This window comes from Alphaproteobacteria bacterium, assembly GCA_004295055.1.
In the GTDB taxonomy this organism is placed as follows: Bacteria; Pseudomonadota; Alphaproteobacteria; order SHNJ01; family SHNJ01; genus SHNJ01.
Window position 1 is genome coordinate 1 of record SHNJ01000010.1, and the last position, 24,283, is coordinate 24,283.

Genomic DNA, 24,283 nt, shown 5'->3' on the forward strand with positions numbered 1-24,283 from the left:
TTTGATGGATCTAGCAGTGGCGTTATTACCGGCGCGCAAAATATTGGTACAGGCCCTGGCGCAATTTTGAAAGAACCAGTCGGATCCACTTTAGGACTGCGCCGCATCAAATCGGCGGATACTAATTTAGATATCAGCACCGTTGCCGATGACGTCGTGATCAAAAATACCCTTCAAGTTCCAGTAAAAGGCGGCATCAACGTTGGCGGCGGCTTAATCGCAGGCGTGCCAAACACTCCGCCAGATACCACGAAAACAAAAAGCATTTACATCGGCATCGATGGCAATAAAAAAATGGTCTTCCGCCGCTTGCAAGCCGGTAATGGCGTAATTCTTAGCGATGGGGACGGTTGTACCGCCAATAACAACGGAAATCCCAGAAACGTGGATGCCATACCCGCCAATGGCGCGGCTGCAAATGCCTACGCCAATCCTAATGGCAGCGCAGGAAATATGGCTGCCCGCAACGGCGGTGGCGCACCAGCCAATCAGGCCATGGACGACGTGGTGGAAGCCAATGATGCCACCGATACCGGCAATGATGGCAGCAATATTACCGGTTGCGAAAAAGCAATCAAAATCAGCCTGGATTTAGGTTCTATTCATATCGATGAACATGATCCCGTGTTTTTATCATGGCGCAATAGCGTAATGCCGGGTGCGGCTTGCGCGGCTGGCCAAGTTATTCGTTGGGATGGCACTAGATTTGTTTGCGTGTCCGTCAATCAAACTGAAACTGACCCAGTGTTCGTGGCAACCCGCCCTGCGGCTGCCTGCGCTGCGAATGAAGTTTTAAAATGGAACGGATCTCAATTTGTGTGCACCAGCATGGCCGGTCTTGAAACCGATCCGGTATTCGTGGCCGCTCGTCCAGGCGCTGTATGTAATGGCGTGAACAATAAATTGACTTGGGATGGCGCGCACTTTACCTGCGAATCCGACCAAACTGGCGGTGGCGGCGGTGGTGGCGGTGGCAGCCCAATGTTTATCTCGGCAGTGGATTTAATTGAAAGAGTGCCGGGATTCCCAGCCAGCCTGCCAGGTATTTTCGTAATGCCATCCAACGCTTCTTTGCTGGATTGGCAGAGCCCGAATTACTATCAATATCATGTGGTCCAAGGCGATACCGATTGGAAAACGGTCGATGTCAGCGCATTGGTTCCCGCTGGAACTAAAGCGGTTATCATCAACAGCCAAATTTGGTCCGCACGGCAAAATGGCAGCAGACGCGGCGTCCGCGTGCTTGCCCGTGCTGATGCAGTATCGCCGACTGTGGTCGCGGCAAACGTACACAGCGATATCAATGACGGCGAGAACGGACAAGTTCTGCAAGCATCGGTGCCATTGGCAAACAACGGCACTTTCCAGTTCCGCGTAAAAAGCGACACTGGCGACGCATCTTGGGGTTGGAGTTCGTTTAACGTATACCTCGTCGGTTATCATGGCGGTGCTGGCGGCGGAGGTGGCGGTAATATTAACGTCGCCCACAGCGGCAGCGGCACCCCATTGGCGGCGGAAACCGGTTCAACGTCGAATTTAACCTTGAAACGCGTTTCAGGTCAGGCCGGCGTTACCATCAGTGAAAACGCTGGCGGCATTGTCATCAGCGGCAGTGGCGCAAATCAATGGTCCAGCAACGGTAACGACTTATTCTACAATACCGGCAACGTCGGTCTTGGCACCAATGCGCCTCGCCGTAAACTGGATGCGCGCGGAGACGTAGTCGCCTATACCGATAGCAGCACGTTCACGATGTTGCATAGCGGTTCAGCCATTATCTATCCTCAGTCAAACTCCTTAGGATTAAGATTCGGCACCGTTAGCGACGTTCCATCTGCTGGCGGTTATCCAAACTGGTCCGAAAAAATGCGTATCGCGCCAAACGGCAACGTTGGTATCGGCACCGTTACTCCATCGCAAAAATTACATGTCGCTGGAAACATTATGGCCGATGGATCGGTCGGTGTTGGCGGCGCGATGGATACCAATTATCGCCTGTCGGTTTCGGGCGGCAATGGTGTTTCGGTTTATGGCGCAGGTGCCCGGTTATCGGTATGGGGTGCCAACAATGAAGTTATTCACTTGCTGAATAATGGCGATATCAACAATACCGGCAACATATTATCCGAGGGCGAGATTTCAACCAAAGGTACTTATTTCGTCGCACGCGACGCAAGCGGCGGCAATACCAACAAAGTTGATATCAATAACAGCGCCATCCGCATTCTGGCTGGCGGCAACCCTGTTGTCGCTATGGGCAATAACGGCGTCATAGAAGCCGGCGCGGTCAATTCGCGCGGTAACGTAATGGGCGCTTATATGTATTCTTCCGGCAATGTCGATGCGGTTGGCAGTGTCAATTCCGGCAACGCCCGCATGTATGCAACGCCAGGCGCTGGTCAAACGGCTTATTTTTATAATAGCGCGCAAAACCAATCCAACCTGTCTTTCCAAACCAATGGTTATGTTTCTTTGAATGCCATATCGGGCCAAAGCGTTGGCATCAGCAACAATAACGTCTGGCCACCGGAATTTGCGGTTGCGGCCAACCAAACCACTGTTCGCGGATCATTGGATATTCGCCGCTGGGAAAGAAGCGGCGGAAACGATACCTATCCAAACTATATGATGCGGATTATGGCTGCGAACAGCTCGGAGGTTATAGAAACAGCCCAACAATTCCCACAATATAATCGGGATAGTATTAATGTTAATAACTTATTCTACTTATATAATCCGATGCTTAGCAAACATGCTCGTCTTGGCGTAGAGAAAATTTATGCCTATGACGGAATTTCAACCAAACATGCCGGTATCGATATCAATTTCTTCCGTACCGATGCCGGGCATGAGCATGATTATATTCGCGGTTTCATGTTATACGCACAACCAACCGTGGCGGATGATCCAAACGGCAACTATTCCATCGAATTGAAAGCCAACCGGACGACGCCAATGCATCCAAGCAATACTTTGGTCGTTCGCACCAGAGACGGCTTAGGTGACTTGCGTGTCGCTAACTTGGCCGTCACCGGAAGTATTCAAGGTCCAGGAATGGCTGGCTCGGAATACAGTTCCGTCTCTTCTTTCAACCTATCAGGACCTGCAGGTGGTACAACCGCAAACAGAAATATATCGATTGATAGCAGTGTTAAGTTTCTTGCTATCAATGCCGCTTGCAGCGTTTGGTTGAATGACAGTTCGAATGACTATGCTACCGTAACCGTTAATTTCAACGCTGGCTATACTCGCAACATCACGGCTTGTAGTGTGGCAAAAAGCGAAAATATTTCGAACGGTACTTATCAAGTCGCAGATACTAAGTTCATTCCAGTACCGGCGGGCGCAACATCAGCCACGATTACCATCCAAAGAAGCAGACAAGGTAATGGATACGCCGTGTCTGCCGAAGCCTGGGCGGTACGATAATTTCCATGCAACTAAGCTAGCCCGGCCATTTTGGCCGGGTTTTTTATTTTATTCTTATTCTAATCCAATCATTTCGGCCGGGTTTTTTTATAACTTTTTCCTTGAAAATAGTGCCCTAAAAAGATATACTTTGCCCCTAATAATAAAGTTAACGTGATAGGGGCAGAAACTATGGTAAAATTACTACGCCGGGATTCAAAATCCCAGGCCGGATACATTATGGGCGCCGTTTTGGCGGCTGTTGTGGGAATTGGCATCGCCACCACCGTCATGATGACCACGGCCACTAATTCGGCAAAAATCTCTCAAACCATTACGGCGCGATCGATCACCAATTCGACCATGTCCGGCATTTCCAGCAGCCTGGCTAGAACCGGCCGCATCACCAACGGAAATATTTTGAATCCGCGCTATGCCGTTACAGATAGTGAAGGCCATACCCCACCTGGCGGCGGCGGTTACGTTCCAGCCGAATTCGGCAGCCAAGTCGATGGCACCGGCAACAAAATCATATATTGCGCCTTTCATAACGGACCAAACGCCCCGGAAGCGACCGATGGCGAAGAAGTTCCGCCAATTGTATTGCCGGGCAATAATCGCAATACCCGCGAAGAAATGCCGCGCGCGCCAGCCTATGTTTTAATTGCCCCAAAAGGCGCGCAAGATTTAACCTGCGACAATACGACAGTTACCGAAAATACCGCCTATGGCACCTATACCCGTTTGAAAACGGACACTGAAATGCGTGAAGTTGCGGGCAACGACAGTTACAAAGCGGCGGATATCACCACTTTCATCAATGATAACGGCCAGGGCGCAGCCAATTTGGTTGGCGGCGAAATTTGCGATTGGAGAACGCAGAAATTGATCTTCGATCGCCTGCCGGACGGCACCACGGAATTCAACTGCGTGCCGGAACAAGACCCATTGGTCGAAGGCCGCACCGTTGGTTCGGCCGGCGATGCCGGCAATGTGCCGGCCAATACCGCCCGGGTTTTTAAAGAAAGCTATAAAGAACCGCATCGCCAAGACGCTTCGGATCCAGATTCGCCGATCAGCGAATTGCGTTTCCGTTCGATCGTGGCTGGCAACAATGTATCGGTTGTTCAAGACGGTGATAATATCCGTATCAGTTCAAGCGCATCGAGCGGCGGTACCATTACCGGCGGTCAAAACGTCGGCGCTGGCGCTGGCATTTACAAAGACACTACCGGTTCTTTGATGAATTTCCGCAGCTTGGTTTCGGGCGGCGGGATTATTATTCAACCTTTCGGCGATTCCGTTTTAATCACCAACACCGGATCGACGGCGGATTTGAACGGAGCCAATATCGGCGATGGCACCGGCGCAGCCGTGGAAACACCATTGGCCGAAGTGTTCAAAGATAAAACCGTTGTCGGCAATACCACCTATTTAAACTTCCGTAAAATCAAAGCCGCAGGCACGGTCAGCTTGCAACAACTGGGCACGGACACGATCCAAATCACCGGTTCGGCCATTCCTGGCCCACAAGGTCCGCAAGGCCCTCCCGGCTCGAACGGCCCACAAGGTCCTCCCGGCCCTCCTGGTCCGCAAGGCCCTCCTGGATCCGGCAGCTGGACTGTGGTTGGCGACAATCAATACAGCTCGAACGCCGGTAACGTCGGCATCGGCACCTCCACTCCCGGTCAAAAACTGACCGTTGCTGGAAATATCTATGCCGAAGGCAGCATTCGCGGATCTTATTTTGTACTGGCTTCGAATACCAATCCAACCCAGCATCGCATGGATATGTATCCTGTCAATCCGACGGGCGGCATCGAACATGTGGAAACCCAGGATCCGTATGACAATAACAATGCGGCCAATACCAACAACTTGTTTTACTTTTACAACGTTGGTTTAGGCCGCCATGCGCGTATCGGCGTTGAAAAAGTCTATGCTTATGACGGTATCGCAACCAAGCACAATGGCGTCGATATCAACTATTTCAACGGCCATACTTTCCAGCGCGGGTTTAAATTATACGCAACCACTACTGGAACGCAGGAAGGCAATTTCCGCTTGATGGCAAAAACCAGCCGCATGGGCGTATTGCATTCCGCCAATACTTTTGCGTTTACCACGCGGGGCGACAATAAATTCGCCGATATCCGCGTGGGCGCCGTTGGTATTATGGGCGATAACTGGAATCATCAAATGGCAATCATGCCGTTTGCGGGTGGCGAAGCGATTGAAACCGCTCCTGGCGGCAATCCAGCCATGAACAACAATAATTTGTTCTGGCTGTTTAACCAGCCGTTAGGCCGCCATGCGCGTTTGGGCGTAGAAAAACTTTATGCGTATGACGGTATCGCGACCAAGCATAATGGTGTCGATATCAACTATTTCCCAACCACTGGCGATACCAACCAGTTCCGCCGCGGTTTCCGCCTGTATGCGGTACCGGACAACGGTTCGTCGGATGGCGATTTCCGCATTGAATTGAAAGCGCCGCGTTATGGCCCAATGGATCAACGCAATACTGTTGCGTTGAAAACCAATGATGGCAATTACGCCGATCTGCGCGTTGGCAATTTGACCGTAACCGGTACGATCACCGGCGGCGGTGGTGGCGGTGGCGGCAGCAGCTTCCAAGGCGTTACCTTGGGCAGTGAAGTTGCCAATACTTTGACCCGCAACGATGGCGGTGGACAAGGTATTTATAACCAAACCAGCTCGACCAACATGCCAATCAAGCCAGGCGATGCAACCATGTTAAAAGTGACCGCACGCTGCTTTGCCGGCGCCAAAGGCGACAAACCGGCGAATCTTGCCGGTAAAATTTACATGAAACGCGCTGATAACAGCGTAATCATGGAATTCGTGCCTTGCCGCGGTTTCTATGCCCCGGAACGGGATGGAACTATTGGTTTTGGCAGCGGCAGCAACGATGCCGAACCGCAAACCATGATGTACCCAATTCCGACCGCCACTTCCTATGTAACTTTGGAATCCAAAGTTTATTCGGCAAAATGGCAGGCGCAAGTGGATGTACGCGCTACTTATATGAAGTAAGTGGCATTTATTTGAAAAACCCGGCTTCGGCCGGGTTTTTTATGGACGTAAAGGAACAAATAATGACGGCAATTTATCCCCGTATAAAGGATACCAAACAACTTCTGGGCTTGACGTTACAGCCATTGTTGCGTACATCCGTAACCTTAGCTCTACAATTAAATAGGACTTTATCATGACCGCGGGCAGCGACTGGCTTTCTGCATTGACTGACACTGTGTCGATTTTCGGCAAATCGGGCAATACCACCGTTCCGCCAGATGCCAATGCCGCTTTGGTGTTGGGCGACGGCACCGTATTTTACGGGCGCGGCATCGGCGCGACCGGCGAAGCGGTTGGCGAAGTATGTTTCAATACCGCCATGACCGGATATCAGGAAATAATCACCGACCCTTCCTATGCTGGGCAAATTATCACTTTTACATTCCCGCATATTGGAAACGTCGGCACCAATCTGGACGATATTGAAACCATAAATCCGGCTTGCCGCGGTATCGTACTGCGCGCCGATATTACCGAACCCGCCAATTACCGCGCCGTTCAGCATTTGGACGCATGGATGAAGGCGCGCGGCATTCCCGGAATAACGGGGATTGATACTCGCGCTTTAACACAACGTATCCGCGATCATGGCGCTCCGAACGGGGCAATTTTCCATTCCAAGTCCGGCAAAATCGACATCGATCATTTGAAAAAAGCCGCCAAAGAATGGCCTGGATTGAACGGCATGGATCTGGCCATCGACGTGACTTGCCATCAAACTTATCATTGGACGGAAACGTCCTGGTACCGCGCCCCCAATGCCGGCGGTGAAGGATACGGCAAATTGGCCGAAGACACACAAGGCCAATTGTTCGGCACAGCCGCGCCGGCACAAAAAGCCTGGCAGCCCGTGATCAAACCGAAATTCCATGTGGTCGCAATCGATTACGGCGCGAAAAGAAATATTTTGCGCATGCTGGCGGGAACGGGATGCAAAGTCACCGTGGTTCCAGCCAAAACAACCGCGCAAGAAATTTTATCGCATAAGCCCGATGGCGTGTTTTTATCGAACGGCCCGGGCGATCCCGCCGCGACTGGCAAATACGCCGTGCCTGTTATTCAGGATTTGATCAAACGCCGCATGCCGATTTTTGGAATTTGCTTGGGCCATCAATTGCTTGGTCTCGCGCTGGGCGGACGCACTGAAAAAATGCCGCGCGGTCATCGCGGCGCGAATCACCCGGTCAAGGATCATGAAACCGGCAAAGTCGAAATCACCAGCCAAAATCACGGCTTTATGGTGGTTCCATCATCCCTGCCGAAGAATGCGAAAATCACGCACACGTCGTTATTCGACAATAGCTGCGAAGGGTTCAAAATGACCGATCATCCGGTATTTTGTGTGCAATACCATCCAGAGGCTTCGCCCGGCCCACACGACAGCCATTATTTATTCCACCGTTTCGTTGAAATGATGGACCATGAAAAATCGATCACGATGCCAACCGCAAAAACGGCGAATGGGAAATAAAAAATGACAATACCCAAAACAACGCTGTCGTTTTACCTACACATCGCCGTTGTCGCCGCAATTGTGTTTGCAATTGGTTCTTATTTTTTATCCTCCCAAAACGCGAACGGAACACACAACATATCGTCCAAAGAATCTACTTATGATCGCGTCATGCGTACCAAAACTTTGCGCTGTGGATTCGCCACATGGTATCCCAATATGGTAATCGATCCTAATACCGGCCAAAAATCCGGCAGTTCTTTCGATGTGATGAATAAAATCGGCGAAATTTTGAATCTAAAAGTAGAATGGGCCCAAGAAGCCGGATTCGGCACCGCAGAACAAGATTTATTGAATGGGCGTTACGATGCCCTGTGCGCTGATGTTTGTTTTGAAGCTAAACGCACTAAATTTACTTATTTCTCCCGTCCTTTTGTTCAATCGCCGCTTTATATAATTGGCCGCAATGGCGACCACAGATTCGATAACGATTGGTCTATTGCCAATAGCGGTGATATAAAAGCCGGCGTATTACGCAATACGATTTTAGAACACTTGGCTAATAGATTGGTTCCGAAAGCCACACAAGTCGACATTAGCGAATTGGGTGCCGACACCGATGTGATGCTGGCGTTAGCGGCCAAAAAAATCGATATTTCGTTTAACAATCTTATTTCGGTAGACCGATATAACGCCAAAAATCCCGGCAGTGCCAAAACCATCGGCAAGCCGGTAGGCACATGTTATTCAGGTTTCATGTTGCCGCATGGCGATCAGAAACTGAAGTATATGATTGATGGCGCCATTAATGAAATGATTGCCGAAGGATCGATTGCCCCGATTTATAAAAAGTATTTGCCGGACGATCCGCGATATTGGCAAGTGCCGCAAGGGGATATGTTTTCTAAAAATGATTTTAATAATAAGTAGAACGGAATTGTAATGCCAAAACGTACAGACATTAAATCCATCTTAATCATCGGCGCGGGTCCGATTATCATCGGCCAGGCGTGCGAATTCGATTATTCCGGCGCGCAAGCATGCAAGGCGTTACGCGCCGAAGGATACCGCGTGATTTTGGTTAATTCCAATCCCGCTACTATCATGACCGATCCTGAAATGGCAGATGCGACTTATATTGAACCGATCACGCCGGAATTTGTCGAACGCGTGATCGCCAAAGAAAAACCGGATGCGTTATTGCCTACCATGGGCGGACAAACCGCATTGAATACCGCCGTTGCATTGGCGGAATCCGGCATTCTGGAAAAATATGATGTCGAGTTGATCGGCGCGCAACTGGGCCCGATTAAAAAAGCCGAGGACCGCGAATTGTTCCGCGACGCGATGACCAAAATCGGTTTGGAATCGCCGAAAAGCCGCATGGCCAATTCCATGCAGCAGGCAATCGAACATTTGGAATATGTCGGATTGCCTGCGATCATCCGTCCATCTTTTACCCTTGGCGGCACTGGCGGCGGCATCGCATACAACAAACAAGAATTTATGGACATTGTCGAAAGCGCGCTGCGCGCTTCGCCGACCCATTCCGCGCTGATCGAAGAATCTGTTCTAGGTTGGAAAGAATTCGAAATGGAAGTCGTGCGCGACAAGGCCGACAATTCCATCATCATTTGTTCGATTGAAAATATCGATCCGATGGGCGTGCATACTGGCGATTCGATCACTGTTGCCCCTGCCCTGACGCTGACGGATAAAGAATATCAAATTATGCGCAACGCATCGATCGCGGTATTGCGTGAAATCGGCGTTGAAACCGGCGGATCGAACGTGCAGTTTGCGATCAATCCCGATAATGGCCGCATGGTCGTTATTGAAATGAACCCACGCGTATCGCGCTCGTCGGCTCTGGCATCCAAGGCGACTGGATTCCCGATTGCCAAAATCGCCGCGAAATTGGCGGTTGGATACACGCTGGATGAATTGAAAAACGACATTACCCAGGTCACACCCGCATCGTTCGAACCGACCATCGATTACGTCGTTACCAAAATCCCGAGATTCGCCTTTGAAAAATTCCCAGGTACCAAGCCGTTATTGACCACCGCGATGAAATCGGTTGGCGAAGTGATGGCGATTGGCCGGTGTTTCGCCGAGTCCTTGCAAAAAGGTTTGCGAGGCATTGAAACCGGTTTAACGGGATTAAACGAAATTGAAATTCCAAATTCCGACAACGGCCAAAACCGCGAGGCGATTGCCGCCGCGCTGTCGACCGCGACGCCAGACCGTTTATTGCTGGTCGCGCAAGCGTTTCGTTACGGCTGGAGCATTGACGAAGTATACGAACGCTGCTTCATCGACAAATGGTTCTTGCAACAAATCAAGGATCTTGTGGATATCGAAAACAGCATCCGCAAAAAAGGATTGGACAAGGACGCTGGCGAAATCGCCCGTTTGAAACGGCTGGGTTTCAGCGATGCGCGTTTGGCGGAATTATTAAAAATTCCGGAAGACAAATTCCGCAAAATCCGCACCCAGTTGGGCGTTAAGCCCGTTTATAAACGCATCGACACCTGCGCCGCCGAATTTGCATCGAACACCAAATATATGTATTCGACGTATGAAGGCAATGGATATTCCGCCCCGGTATGTGAATCTGACATTAGCGATAAGCGCAAAGTGATTATTCTGGGCGGCGGTCCGAACCGCATCGGCCAAGGGATTGAATTCGATTATTGCTGCGTTCACGCCGCCTATGCCTTGCGCGAGACCGGCATTGAAACCATCATGGTTAATTGCAACCCAGAAACCGTATCAACCGATTACGACACATCCGACCGGTTATATTTCGAACCGTTGACCGCCGAGGACGTGATCGCGATTGCGCACAAGGAAATGGAAAGCGGCCAATTGCTGGGCACGATCGTGCAATATGGCGGCCAAACGCCGTTGAAATTGGCGCATGCACTATCCGAAGCCGGAATTCCGATTTTGGGAACATCGGTCGATGCCATCGATTTGGCCGAAGACCGCGAACGTTTCCAAAAATTGATTCACGATTTGAAGCTGAAACAGCCGAACAACGGCACGGCGACAAATCTTGAAACCGCCGAAAAAGTCGCGGAAAAAGTGGGTTTCCCATTGGTCATCCGTCCGTCTTATGTTTTGGGCGGCCGCGCGATGGAAATCGTCGGCGATATGGAAGGTTTGCGCCGGTATATGTCCAAGGCCGTGCAAGTATCGGGCAAAAATCCGGTATTGCTGGATTCGTTCCTGCGCGACGCGATTGAAATCGACGTCGACGTTATTTGCGATGGAACGGACACATATGTCGCAGGTGTCATGGAGCATATTGAGGAAGCCGGGATTCATTCCGGCGATTCTGCCTGTTCCCTGCCCCCATATTCGCTGGATGCGGAAACCATTGCCGAGCTTGAAAAACAAGCGTCCGATATGGCAAAGGCCTTGGGCGTTGTCGGGTTGATGAACGTGCAATTCGCGATCCAAGGCAATGATATATATGTATTGGAAGTCAACCCGCGCGCATCCCGCACCGTGCCGTTTGTCGCAAAGGCCGTCGGATTGCCGGTTGCAAAAATCGCCGCGCGCGTCATGGCTGGCGAGAAATTGCCGTCATTCAATTTAAAACCGATTCAATTGAACCACGTTGCGGTGAAAGAACCCGTGTTCCCATTCAACCGTTTTGCGGGGGTCGACGTATTGTTAGGGCCAGAAATGAAATCGACCGGCGAGGTCATGGGCATCGATCAAGATTTCGCCCGTGCTTTTGCCAAGGCGATGATTGGCGCATCGGCGAAATTGCCATTAAAAGGCACGGTGTTTATTTCAGTGAAAAATTCCGACAAACAAACCATGGTGGAACCGGCGCGTCATATGTCGAGCATGGGATTCACCATCATGGCCACGCGCGGCACCGCGAGTTTCCTGCGCCAGAATGGTATTCCAGTGGTTGCGGTGAATAAAGTGTTAGAAGGTCGTCCGCATATTGTGGATGCGATTATCGACGGCAAAGTGAATTTGATTTTCAACACCACCGCCGGAAACCAGTCGATCACCGATTCGTTCAGCATCCGCCGCACCGCGTTACAGCAAGGCGTGCCTTGCTTTACCACCGTGTCGGCCATCTGGGCAACGGTTGCGGCGATTGCCGCGCTGCGCAAAGGTCCGCTTGGCGTGGAATCCATTCAGTCTTATTTTAAGAAAGCCGCATAATCGCAATTAGCGCGACTTTTCATGCACAATATAGCGCGCGCTTAATTGAAGGCGGACGGGATTGTCATCGACTTTAAGCGGAAATATAAGGGCTATTCCCGCTTCAGCTTTGTTGCGATCAAAAACCCTTTGCTCATCCCTGGTTAAATCTGCGCGCAAGGCCTCTAACGGTTGTCTTGGAACGCCCTTATATTCATAAGCTGCTGTGGTTAGCATATCAATGCGATTGCGAGTGGGAGAACCTTCGGCAAATTGATTGCCAGCATCCCTTAAAGCTTCTACATAATATAGCCGCCAATCAAAGAATCCAACCACCGTTACTGGGTATGCCCGTTGAGGTTGTTTAAGCACGGGCGACACCAGGTCCTCGCCCGAATTTGTTGTCAATACATCCGCATATAGAGCTTTAGGAGATTGCTTAACTTGCGCCGATACTTTTTCATCCGTTGTTTTCTTAATATTTGCAAGATCTTTTGCAACGGCTTCTTGCTGTGAAAAATCTTCTCTATATTGTTGCACCGCAGGAACTACAAATTTCTGAAAAAGCGTTTTTGGCGTAATTGGACCGCTATTGCTCTCGGGCGATAAAAAATCCCTCAACAATTTCGCATCATTTTCCAACAATCGGGATAAAATCGCCGCTGAATCGTAACTTCGTTCTGATGGCTGTAGCACGCTAAGATTAAGAAAATCGTTCCAAGTTGCTTCGGCTAAATATTCCCTGGCCTTTTGCAAATCGCGGCGCCATTCCTGCGAATCAGCGCCATGGTTTTGATATGAAATCTGCAAAAACCGAGCCACTGCATATGTTTCGGCCCGTTGTTCCGATACATCATCCGATTTATTCTGGGCCGCAGTGCTGGTATTGCCTAAATAATCATGACGATGGCCATCTTCGTGCAAAGCAACAAGAACGGAACGATCATAGTCTGTTAATTGCGGAACAAAATTATTGTAAAATACATGATCAACATAAGAATTTTTGTATTCTTGAACAGAAGTGTATCCAAGGGTGAATAAAGAATTATGCGGAGACAATACCGTGCTTGTATTCATCGCTTCCAGCCAACTGTAAACAATGCGATTTTCTTCCGCGCCGGTTACTTGATACAAAACGGATGCGTAACTTGTGGTGTTAGTTGTTTGGTTGGCTGCGCCATTCTGAACATCAACATGTATTCTTGGCCGCATATCCTGCATTAAGAAATAATCTTCGGTGGAGCGATAATCGGCAAAAACATAAACATAATTAGGTTGAACGTCTCTACGGGCGTCGCTAAGCGCTAGGCGTATATTTCTATAATCATCGGAATTACCGAAACGTAAATATTCCGGTATAAAAGAATCGCGGTAAATAACTGCTGTTGTCGCGCTATACCCCACAAAAGCGACTTGATTTTCTTGCCGCAGGAATTCAACGAATTGCCGATCGGACGTTGATAACGATTGCGATCCAAGAATAACATGCGCTGCATTCTTGGACGGTTCCGCAGGGGTCGGTTGTGGAGAATCCGCAATTACAGAATTTGACGGTTCAGCAACCGGTGCTGAAGATTGCGTTATGCTTGTCGATGAAGATATGGCGATATCGGATAAAGGTTGCGCCGGTTTTTGGACAGCGGTGGCCAATGCCATTAGGCCCAGAGTCATGCCCCAAGCGTATGGAAAATTTGGCCTTTTTACAGTTTTTTGCATAGAAAAAGTATATCATATTTTATCCTAAAAGGAAACTATCTTTTATATGATAATATATTGAAAATAAATGATATTTACCTGTTTGCGCGGGGGCTATAATCGGTTATAGTGAAATTCTGGCGCCGCAAAGCGATTTGTAATCTTTGCGGGCATTTTTTTTGTTTTTCTAAAGAAGGAATAAGAGGCATGGAAAAAGTCCCGATGACTCTGCAAGGTTTTGAAACCTTGGAAAAAGAATTGAAGAATTTGCGTTCGGTTGAACGCCCCGCCGTAATCGCCGCGATTGCCGAAGCGCGCGCGCACGGCGATTTGTCCGAAAACGCGGAATATCACGCTGCTCGCGAGAAACAAAGTTTTATCGAAGGCCGCATTTTGGAACTCGAAGATAAACTCAGCCGCGCAGAAGTGATCGACCCATCTAAATTCGACGGTAAGACGATTAAGTTCGGCGCGCATGTGGTGTTAGAAGACGAAGATTCCGGCGACGAAGTCAAATATCAAATCGTCGGCGCTGACGAAGCGAATTTGGAAAAAGGCCGTATTTCGATCATCTCGCCCCTGGGCCGCGCGTTGATTGGCAAAGCACAAGGTGATTCGGTCGAAGTCACGACGCCGCGCGGATCGAAATCGTATGAAATCATGCAAGTGAAGTTTGCGTAAATAAATATTACGCCACTAATTCTGCTTCTCTGGTTTTAGCTTTAGCTGCAACTCTGGCCGCGACATCCGAAATACGCGCATTCATGGGCGGCGGTAATGGCCTTGAGTCAACCTTGCTCATGGGAACCAGGCCGTCAGGCATTCCCGGGGTTGCGTAAACAACGGGTTCGGAACCAATAGCGGCAATATTCGCAGGCACAGTTACAACACGCACTGTCACAGTCGGATCACTAAATTCATTCTCAGAAGCCCGTATCGGTGTTGCGCGCTGTCTTGTTGGCGATGGCGGCGGGAGAATTGGAACCGCCTTAACCGCAGGCACAGAAGCTGCCACCGCCGCAGCCGGAACAGCTTTGCGGGTTGCGGCAACCGGCACAACCGCTTTTAATGGGGGTCTTTTTACACCAGTTAACTTATGGCTTAATGCCTCCGCCCATAATCGCTGATGATTTTCAACCGTGGATGGATGCAAAATTGAAACCGATTTTATAACTGGTTTTGGTTCGTCTTTTTTTGCTTTGGCTGTTCCTTGCGCAGTTGCTTTTTCTTCGGCGTGCGGTTTAATTCCGGCGATAGACTTAATTTCCAATTCCGATTGAAGATCGGCAATACCAGCCAATACCCGGTCTATTTCTTTTTCTACTTCACCGCCTTCTTTAACGTCTATCTGGCCCTTTCTCCACCGCATTAATGATGCGGCTATTTCCGTGTTCTTTGTGCATGCCTTGCCATACGCATGGGCAGCCGCCAACATAATCGCATTGTTCGGCGTATTGGTAATCGCAATCAATCGCATGAATCCGCATACGGCATAATTTTCAGCCGCTGGAAAATTGGCGCGATAAGCCTGCGCAATCTGTTCGTTTTCAAGAATCCGGTGACGCGATACGTATCCTAAAACAGTTAGGCCATTTTGAACAACGCAACCGCTGCGGCATTCGCCTTCGGTGGTATTTTGCTTAAATTTATAGGGTGTTGTATACCTGGATGATTCCCCGCCGGCTTTACCATCTTGATTTTTTCCATTTTGAGCCAAAAGCCATAATGGTCCGGTTCTTCTTTTTCCACGGACGGGTTTTTCTGTCCCGGCGGCCATGCCCATTATGGCGCGAATTTTTAAAATAGGAACCGTTAAAACATCTTCTACCGATCCGTCATTTTGCTCGGCTTTTTTCAATTCTCTGCCCGTTTCAGCAACAACAATATCCACGGCCTCGGTCAAACATTGGTGAACGAAAATGGCTTTGGCGGATCGATTATAAAAATCAATATTAGATGGCTGGAACAAATTTCGTTTCTGCATATCGTCAATGACTTCTTTGGCCCATCCCACAAGTTTGTCGGCATCGTCCATATTGCCGACCAAGCCCTTATTACCGCGAACTTCCGTACGATAACGGTGCAGACGTTGTTGCAAACCCTCAAAATGACCCGATCGCATTAATGCGTCGCTACTCTTATTCATACCCATACCCATATATTTTATTGTTTCTGTAAAGGTTATAACATATTGTTACTGTTTTGTGAAATCTAATATACGTCACTCAGTACAAAAAATTGATGATAAAATCAATATAATTCAATATGTTACATACAATTGAATTTTGGGCTGTTTTATTTCGCCAAAATAGCGGCCTTTAAAATATCTGAAAAAGAACTGTACAGATCCAGATCATAAAGTTAAGATTTGGAACAAAGGGTACATAATAATGGACAGCAGAGAAAAGGGTCACAATCCAAGAACCGTCTTTCTTACCTTAAAAGGAAAAGCGTTATCCCCTACCCATTACTTTCCACACCTAAAAGATTCTGTCAGCCTTAACAGTCTGTCATCGGCCCTGCATACTTGGCGGCAAATGATAACGGATCAATATGACAGGGCTGGATTGCCGGCCGAACTGACAGAAAGATGCCAAAGATTTTATTTCTTCAGCCCAAAAGAAGTTTTCAACCAAATAAGGCCGGGAATATTCCATGCGGTGGGATTGGACGAAAATTTATTGATCGAAGTGGCTTATCAAGCCGCCGATAAAAAATCCCAGCGCCAAGTTTGGCATGAAATCTATGCCAAAGCAGCGGCGAAAGTTTTGATACAAAAAGTTCAAGGCGCGGTTATTCCGGTTGTAGTTTATGGATATGAAGAATACGCGCAACAATGCCTGCCATCCATGCCCGGTCCGGGGGATTGGGCCAATTTCGGTCAGGATTGGTTGCAATTAGACGATTTAATCCGGCAAAATGGCGATCCAGCCGCGTTCCGGGCATTGACCGAATTTCGAGAAACAATCAAAAGCGCCGGCTGCCGATTGGTGATTATCACCCATATGGCTGTTGATACCCCGCCCAGAAACGGCGTTACAATGGCCAGCACCAGTTGGAGTCTAGGCCCATATGCCAGACAAGTAATTCAGATTGAATAAATAAAAAAGGCGCCGGAAGGCGCCTTTGATATTCGATTCACAAAACCGTTACGCGGCTTTGGAAAAATCTTCTTCATCCACCGGCACGCCCGGAGCATATTTGCTGGTGCGTACGCACAACATCGACTTAACGTTGGCAACACCCGGAGCGGATGTCAGTTGGGTTGTCAAAAACCGCTGATAGTCATCCCAGTTATGGGCAACGATTTTCAAGATAAAATCGGTTTCGCCAGCCATCATGTGGCATTCGCGAACCATTGGCCAGCTGTTGATGCGGGATTCAAACGATTTCAAATCGCCTTCCGACTGGCTGGCAAGACCAACCAAGGCAAATACGCATACGCCGTAATTTAACGCTTCGGCCGAAAGATCGGCGTGATAACCTTTGATATAACCGGATTCTTCCAGGGCGCGAACGCGGCGCAAACACGGCGGCGCGGAAATACCGGCACGTTCGGCCAATTCAACATTGGTCATACGGCCATTGCCCTGCAAATCGCGCAAAATTTGGCGATCAATTTTATCTAACTTAATTCTCTTCATAAATGACTCCCAACAAGAAGGATTGCAATGTTATGTTGACACCGCAATTTTTAAACTATTATTGTTCTCTACCTGATTGATTGAATTACCCACTTCTAAATCAGCAAATTCCATAAGATTTTTATAGGATAAGTCTGATTTTTGAACGGATGTTGCTTTGTTTTAAACAGATTTACTTGCCTTCGCAAGTAGAAAATTCTAAAAAAAGGCATAGTTTATATACAAGAATAACAAAGGTTAATGAACATGACGGCGGCTAAAAAACCTCTAAAACATTCAAAACTATTGATTATTGGCGGTGGCCCTGCGGGGTACACAGCGGCAATCTATGCGGCGCGCGCAGCCCTCGGGCCAGTTTTAGTCACGGGTCTTCAACCAGGCGGCCAATTGATGACCACAACCGATGTAGAAAATTATCCCGGCTTTGCCCACGCCGTACAGGGTCCGCAATTGATGGAACAAATGTACGAACAGGCCAAAAATGTCGGCACTGAAATTATTACCGACCATATCGCCAGCGTCGATTTTAAATCAAAGCCCTTTACCGCCCACGGAGACGAACATACCTATACTGCGGACGCCGTGATCATTTGCACGGGCGCTCAGGCCAAATGGCTGGGCATAGAATCGGAAATGCATTTCCGCGGTTACGGCGTTTCGGGCTGCGCCACATGTGACGGATTCTTTTTCAAAAATAAAACCGTGGCTATTGTCGGCGGCGGCAACACCGCCATGGAAGAGGCGTTATATCTGACCCACCACGCCAAGGAAGTAATCATGATTCACCGCCGGGATCAATTCCGCGGCGAGAAAATTTTACAACAACGCATCGCGCAAAATCCAAAAATTAAAGTAATTTGGAACAGCGCCGTCGATGCCGTTTTAGGCACAGATAATCCAAAGTCGGTGAATGGATTGACGTTGGTAGACAACAAAACCGGCAAAAAGCAAAATGTTGCCGTCGATGGATTATTCGTTGCCATCGGCCATGCGCCAGCAACCGAATTATTCAAAGGCCAAATCGATCTGGATAATGACGGGTATATTAAAACGGCTCCCGGTACCGTAAAAACCAATATTCCAGGCGTCTACGCCGCCGGCGATGTTATCGATAAAATCTATCGCCAGGCTGTGACCGCCGCCGGTCTTGGATGCATGGCGGCGCTGGATGCCGAAAAATATCTAAGCCATCAATCGCAAACAACGGTGCCCGCCGCCGCGGAATAGGATTTTATGCCAATCAAATCGTCTAATACGTTAGATTGGAACCGCCTGAAAATTTTTCACATGGTGGCCGAGGCCGGCAGTTTTACCGAAGCAGGACGCCGGTTACGCCTTAGCCAATCCGCCGTCAGCCGGCAAGTCAGCGCATTGGAAAAAAGCCTTAGCAATGTTCAATTATTTCACCGCCATGCGCGGGGACTTGCCTTAACCGAACATGGCCAGGCCTTGTTTGAAACGGCTCAGGAACTTGTGTCTAAATTATCGGCGACGCAAGGCTTGTTGATGGAACAGAAAGACAAAGCCGCAGGCACATTGCGAATTGCCGCGACTATTGGCATGGGCACAACCTGGCTTTCGTCCAGAATCGGTTTATTTTGCCAACGCTATCCCGAAATTAATCTGGAATTGCGCCTAAGCGATTATCCGGTCGATTTAACCCGGGCAGAAGCCGATGTCGCCATTCAGATGACCGCGCCCAACCAGCCGGGATTGGTACAGCGCCCGTTTGCCACCATCAACCTGGCGCCTTATGCATCCGAGGAATATATTCGTAACTATGGCATGCCTCAGCATCCAAAAGATTTGGATAAGCATATTTTAATTGTCTATGGACCGACAACTCCGGCCTTGTTCAATGACGCCAATTGGCTTTTGTCGTTAGGCCGCGAAGATGAAGGCGTGCGGCACCCGCGCGTTTATATCAACAGCAATTTAGGCATGTTGAATGCCTGCGCAGGCGGCGCTGGCATTGCATCCTTGCCAAATTATTTGGCAGCGGAAAGACCAAATTTGATTTGCGTGCTGTCTGGAATTGAAGGGCCAAAAATACCAACCTATTACGTCTATCCAGAAGCCTTGAGAAATTCTAAAAGAATTCATGTCTTACGAGAGTTTTTATTAGAGCAAGCGAGCCTTACAGAATTTTAAGATATTGATATATAATAATTTTATCTATGCGTTTAACGCATGGGCATCCCTTGAATTTAGCTATTTTAAATATAACAAATTATACATATAACTGTGGTCGATAGTTGTTGTTCGAAAGGACAATTGGCTTAACTGTCAACCAGACTCCGGTCTGGAGAGTGGGTATCGCTAGATCCCGCTCACATGTCTAGAAGACATGAAGCCTCCCTGTTCAACTCGCCGGGCTTTGACCCGGCAGTTTTTTTTCTAGGGGTTATGAATGCCTCGTCCGGCTCCTCGCGAACAACAAATTTTTAGCGCTTTACGCGAAACTTCTTCAACGGATGCTGATCGCGCCAACAAAATTTTCGGGATAATCAAAAGAGACCCTTTACCGCTCAAAACATTTTTTCAAAAAACGGTTTGCAGAGAAAGCGGAATATCAGAGCAAGAGAGAGAAATTTTATGTTCTGCTATATTGCTATATGTGGAATATATCGGTTCTTTTCCACTTGGCCATACCAGTGCGCCTAAATATGGCCTGCGCATAGAATCGGACCGTCCAGTGCAAACTGCATCATGGGCGGTAATAGCCCTGCGCAATTCCGAAAAGCAGGAACAGCAGATAAAAGCAGCACAGATTATTTTGGCGGGCGCAGAAAAGCTGATAGCACCCGTTGCACCAAACACCCCGATCACAACCGATACTCTTAATTTAAAATTGGCAATGAGCCTTTATTTAGCGGTCACAAATAATACTCCGCCAGAAGAACAATATTATTATTTAGGCATACATAATTTCCGGCGGGTGGCAGAAACCATGTTACAGCAAAGCCGCACGGATTTCGCCACGACTATGGTTGAATTAAGCCATGGTTGCGATAACAATCCAGCGGCACTGGAATTGGCGACTGAATATTTGCAACGCGCGGTTCATCACATCATCACAGGAAATCCAGAAACGGCATTGGGTATTATTCCCCAATTACGCGACCGCAATCAAGCGATGCGGCATGAAAGAACATCTTTCCGCACCCCACCATCGGATAGTATAGATTTGCAATTAAGCGCTTTAGAAATGTTGGCAACCGCTGTTGTGCAGCACCGGCAGGCTGCAAGCCGTACACCGCGTTAAGGCACGCAATTCTGATTAACAGGTTTAGGGCCTTGTTTAATCATGCGTTCAATAGCGGGGATAGTTTTCTTACCATAAATATTAAGGCCGCGATCCTTAGCGACATCAATGTTCTGCATTAATTTATCGGATTCCACATAATCGCTGGATTCTTCATCCATATAGGCCAAGCCAGCTTCTAAAATAGCTTCGTTTAAAACAAATCCATCATCTATTTTACCGGGCTGAAAATCGGTGGCTTTGACTTGGTCTTTTAACAAACAGAAATTGGCTTCGTTAATTTGAACATAGGCTTCAAGCATGCCATCGGCAGAAAATAAATTCGATCCATAAAATAATTGCGGGCGGACCATTTCGGTGCAATTGCAATTTTCAAATGGATAACCGCGCGTTGCCGCCAAAGCCCTGATAAATTTAATACCGCGCTGTTTCTGGTCTTCAGTCAAGATTTTCCCTTCGCCGCCTTTTAATGAAACGCCGCGCAAACGCACCGATAAACGATACGGTTCCGGCACCAGAACTTCGACTTCGATGACGTTTACATCTTTAACATCGACAATACGCACCCAGCCCGGCAATTCCCCATAAGTTTGCAGGAATTTTTTCAGTAACAATTCATCGTTATCGCCGCTTTCTGTCGTTTCATTCTGAAACGATAGCGACGCCAACATCCAAGCATAAGACCAGTCGATACTGTTATTGGCGGCATCGGCATATAATTTATTAAAATAATCGACGAACAATTCAATGCCGACGCCAGCATAAGTTTCGCCAATATTCATCCGCCGGTCTAAAATGCCAGCGCGGATATTGCCGGCTTCCTGCCCTTCTAAATACGAAGTTTGGCCTGCCGATGTTTGTCCAATATCGAACCCTTGCAACATAATTTTTCGTTCGGAATCGGAAAGGGAATTCCAATAAGTGCCGAATTTCGGTTTGTCGCCGCACAATGATTCCGGCAATGTGCACACATCTTGCGACAAAGGCGCTTTTGTTTCAGCAATTTGATTCCCGCCGGATTTCGCATTTTCTTCGGCCTTTGCTTCGACGGACTTTTTTTCAGCCGCAGCAGGATTTTCGGTTTGCGCAAAAACCAATGTGGGGAAATATCCTAAAAACAGGACAACAATAAGAAGAACTATAATCTTACGGGATAGGGTAAAGGAAACGGGCATACTCTCTTTATAGCGGCAATCCATGGCCGCCGCTAGAGACTTGCGGAAAACCTAAGCAATCTTGGTCTTTCCGGTATTTTCGCCGCTGGTCAAATCGGCGCAAGCCTTGGCAATCCGCCGGCAGCCTTCGGCCAGTTTTTCCTCGGACGCGGCATAGGAAATGCGGAAAAAATGCCCATTACCCCCGCCAAAAAATTGGCCCGGCACGGTGGCCACATGCGCGTGATACAATAAATATTCCACAAATTCTTTGTCGTCTTTTATCGGCTGTCCGTTATCTGGACGTACTTTTCCGATCAATTGGCCGCAATCGACAAACACATAAAACGCGCCTTCCGGTTTCGGGCAATCCAAGCCTGGAATTTTATTCAATTCCGTTACCATTAAATCGCGGCGGCGCCGGTAAACTTCTTTTTGTTCCGTCACATGGTTTTGCGGACCCATCAAAGCTTCGACCGCAGCGGCTTGGGAAATAGTGCTTGCGCCGGTAATTTGCTGAGACTGCAACGTAACCATATCCATGATCAATTTCTTTGGACCGCCCGCATACCCTATTCGCCATCCGGTCATACGATAGGCCTTGCTGATTCCATTCAATGTCAATGTGCGCGATTTTAAAGCTGGCATTACTTGCGCCACCGAACAAAATGGCTCCGTGTCATACGACATATGTTCGTAAATATCGTCAGTCAAAATCATGACGTGAGGATGGCGCAACAATACCTCGCCTATCGCGGCCATTTCCTTGCGGCTGTATTTTGCGCCCGTCGGATTGCAACAAGAATTAATCATTACCCATTTGGTTTTTCTGGTAATCGCCTTATCCAAATCCGCAGGATTCAATTTAAATCCGCTGGATTTCGGCGTGACGACAAAAACCGGCTGCGCGCCAAACAACGTGACGATATCTTCGTACGACGTCCAAAATGGGTTTGGAATAACCACTTCATCGCCGTCTTGCAAGGTAGCCATGAAGGCATTGAAAATCACATGCTTGCCGCCGCCGCAGACTATGATCTCTTCCAGACTGTAATCCAAACCGTTTTCGCGGCGGAATTTTTCGCGGATCGCCTCGCGTAAATCCAAGTCTCCTTGCACAGCGGGATATTTGGTACGGCCTGCTTGAATCGCCTTAATCGCGGCCTGCTTGATATTTTCCGGCGTGTCGGCATCCGGTTCACCAATCGTGAAATTTACGACCGGCTTGCCTTCGGATGCCAATTGCTTGGCGATTTTATTCATCGCCATCGTCGGTGAATCGCGCACCGCGCTCATCCGTTTCGCGCGCAAAGCTGAATAGTCAAATTCCATGATATTTATAAAGTTTCGAGGGATTAAAATTTTATTAGCCGAATCAAGCTATGCGATTTAGCCATATCCCGCAATATCGATCTTATATATAAAGCGATTATATTCCCTCTATTTGTATTATTGCGATTTATTTTTTGCACCTGCTAACGGTATCTTAACCTTTTTCGCCTATTCTGCTGCCAAGGACGGAGTAGAACTCGCAAAAAATTATAATTGCGGGAAAGTATCATAACCTACCAAGGAGATACCTATGTCCGTTTCTTATCTATCACTTGGCGCAAAAAGTATGGAAGCCACCCCCTGGCGCAAAGACGCGCAAATTCTGCAAGGTAAAATTACTGCCACTGCCGGTGAAGCCGTTAAAGCCGACGAAATCGTATTAAGCGGCCGCGCCAAAGTATTATTGGCTGGCAACGCCACCCCAATCAAACCAAATTTAGATATTCCTGTTTGTTATGGCCCAAAACCAAAATTATCGAGCGTTGACGCAACCAGATTGGCTGGAAGCGACGACATTCCGGTTTGCTACGGTCCAAAAATAGACGCCAAAGCCGATAAACTCGACGGCACATTCGTAGAGCTGGATCCAAAAAAAGCCAAACCTATCGATGGTGCAACCAAAGGCAATGACGTGATACCTCCACCACGGACCCGTCAAGAAGCGTGGGCTGATGGTTGGAGAAATTTAGGAGCCGCTACTAAACGATTAATGGAATTAGTGGACATGGCAAAAAATCCTGGCCTTAGTACCGTGGAACGCGCGAAATTAAACGAAGAGTTTAAATCCATTGTCACCCAAGTGGATCAATACGCTCAATCACTAGTGGAAGAACAAGGTTTGACCGGTGGAGACGCTCAAATTTGGCGCAATTCCGTTGGATCAAGAGAGCTATTTATTGATGGCAATGATAACTTATTGAGCGCCGAAGGCGTGCAAACTTTGTCAGACAAGTTAACCAAACGCTCTGAAGTGGTATTCCGTACTATGCAATATTTAGGCGTTGCATAAGATATAGCTCCCACACAGAGGCACATAAAATGAAACCCCGCTTTACAGCGG

14 protein-coding genes and 1 pseudogene are annotated in these 24,283 nt (G+C 48.4%); 9 read left to right on the top strand and 6 right to left on the bottom strand.

The annotated features are described in order from the left end of the window. Positions 1 to 4,928: 4,928 nt before the first annotated feature. Positions 4,929 to 5,015 (bottom strand): annotated as a pseudogene (locus EYC62_02230) (chitin-binding protein). A 1,625-nt stretch (positions 5,016 to 6,640) separates the two neighbouring features. Here EYC62_02230 and carA point away from each other — a divergent pair. From carA to carB, 3 genes are read left to right on the top strand one after another with little or no spacing between them, the layout of a single operon-like run. After that, entirely contained in the window at positions 6,641 to 7,978 is a 1,338-nt protein-coding gene (gene carA, locus EYC62_02235) for a carbamoyl-phosphate synthase small subunit (protein TAH36484.1), read from the top strand. Positions 7,979 to 7,981: 3 nt separating this feature from the next. Next, the gene (locus EYC62_02240; GenBank protein TAH36485.1) at positions 7,982 to 8,890 is read left to right on the top strand and encodes an amino acid ABC transporter substrate-binding protein; all 909 of its coding nucleotides are present in this window, start codon (positions 7,982 to 7,984) and stop codon (positions 8,888 to 8,890) included. Positions 8,891 to 8,902: 12 nt separating this feature from the next. Next, a complete protein-coding gene (gene carB / locus EYC62_02245) occupies positions 8,903 to 12,154 on the top strand; it encodes a carbamoyl-phosphate synthase large subunit (protein ID TAH36486.1) in 3,252 nt (1,083 codons plus the stop codon). 6 nt (positions 12,155 to 12,160) lie between these two features. Here carB and EYC62_02250 read toward each other — a convergent pair whose 3' ends face one another. Continuing rightward, on the bottom strand, positions 12,161 to 13,804 hold the full coding sequence (locus tag EYC62_02250) for a hypothetical protein (protein TAH36487.1): 1,644 nt from the start codon (positions 13,802 to 13,804) through the stop codon (positions 12,161 to 12,163). A 231-nt stretch (positions 13,805 to 14,035) separates the two neighbouring features. Between EYC62_02250 and greA the strand changes: the two genes are divergently transcribed. Next, positions 14,036 to 14,509 (top strand): transcription elongation factor GreA, encoded by a 474-nt coding sequence (gene greA / locus EYC62_02255; protein TAH36488.1) that lies wholly within the window; start codon positions 14,036 to 14,038, stop codon positions 14,507 to 14,509. A gap of 7 nt (positions 14,510 to 14,516) precedes the next feature. On the opposite strand, the gene EYC62_02260 is transcribed toward greA, so the two are convergent. Then, entirely contained in the window at positions 14,517 to 15,974 is a 1,458-nt protein-coding gene (locus EYC62_02260; protein TAH36489.1) for a hypothetical protein, read from the bottom strand. A 391-nt stretch (positions 15,975 to 16,365) separates the two neighbouring features. Between EYC62_02260 and EYC62_02265 the strand changes: the two genes are divergently transcribed. Beyond that, complete coding sequence (locus EYC62_02265; GenBank protein TAH36490.1) at positions 16,366 to 16,929, top strand: hypothetical protein; 564 nt, start codon at positions 16,366 to 16,368, stop codon at positions 16,927 to 16,929. Positions 16,930 to 16,977: 48 nt separating this feature from the next. Here EYC62_02265 and EYC62_02270 read toward each other — a convergent pair whose 3' ends face one another. After that, entirely contained in the window at positions 16,978 to 17,472 is a 495-nt protein-coding gene (locus EYC62_02270) for an Lrp/AsnC family transcriptional regulator (protein ID TAH36491.1), read from the bottom strand. Between the two features lie 240 nt (positions 17,473 to 17,712). Between EYC62_02270 and trxB the strand changes: the two genes are divergently transcribed. The 3 genes from trxB to EYC62_02285 all read left to right on the top strand — a co-directional run bounded on the left by trxB (position 17,713) and on the right by EYC62_02285 (position 20,737). Then, a complete protein-coding gene (trxB, locus tag EYC62_02275) occupies positions 17,713 to 18,699 on the top strand; it encodes a thioredoxin-disulfide reductase (protein ID TAH36492.1) in 987 nt (328 codons plus the stop codon). A gap of 6 nt (positions 18,700 to 18,705) precedes the next feature. Continuing rightward, positions 18,706 to 19,623, top strand: a complete 918-nt coding sequence (locus EYC62_02280) for a LysR family transcriptional regulator (protein TAH36493.1) — start codon at positions 18,706 to 18,708, stop codon at positions 19,621 to 19,623. A gap of 544 nt (positions 19,624 to 20,167) precedes the next feature. Next, positions 20,168 to 20,737, top strand: coding sequence for a hypothetical protein (locus EYC62_02285; GenBank protein TAH36494.1), 570 nt, complete (start codon positions 20,168 to 20,170; stop codon positions 20,735 to 20,737). On the opposite strand, the gene EYC62_02290 is transcribed toward EYC62_02285, so the two are convergent. Both EYC62_02290 and EYC62_02295 read right to left on the bottom strand, forming a co-directional pair. Continuing rightward, complete coding sequence (locus EYC62_02290; GenBank protein ID TAH36495.1) at positions 20,734 to 21,834, bottom strand: hypothetical protein; 1,101 nt, start codon at positions 21,832 to 21,834, stop codon at positions 20,734 to 20,736. The two genes, EYC62_02285 and EYC62_02290, sit on opposite strands and share 4 nt — an antisense overlap. 129 nt (positions 21,835 to 21,963) lie before the next feature. After that, positions 21,964 to 23,223 carry a pyridoxal phosphate-dependent aminotransferase gene (locus tag EYC62_02295; protein ID TAH36496.1) on the bottom strand — a complete coding sequence of 420 codons (1,260 nt, stop codon included), beginning with the start codon at positions 23,221 to 23,223 and terminating at the stop codon, positions 21,964 to 21,966. 250 nt (positions 23,224 to 23,473) lie between these two features. Between EYC62_02295 and EYC62_02300 the strand changes: the two genes are divergently transcribed. After that, positions 23,474 to 24,232 carry a hypothetical protein gene (locus EYC62_02300; protein ID TAH36497.1) on the top strand — a complete coding sequence of 253 codons (759 nt, stop codon included), beginning with the start codon at positions 23,474 to 23,476 and terminating at the stop codon, positions 24,230 to 24,232. Positions 24,233 to 24,283: the final 51 nt, after the last annotated feature.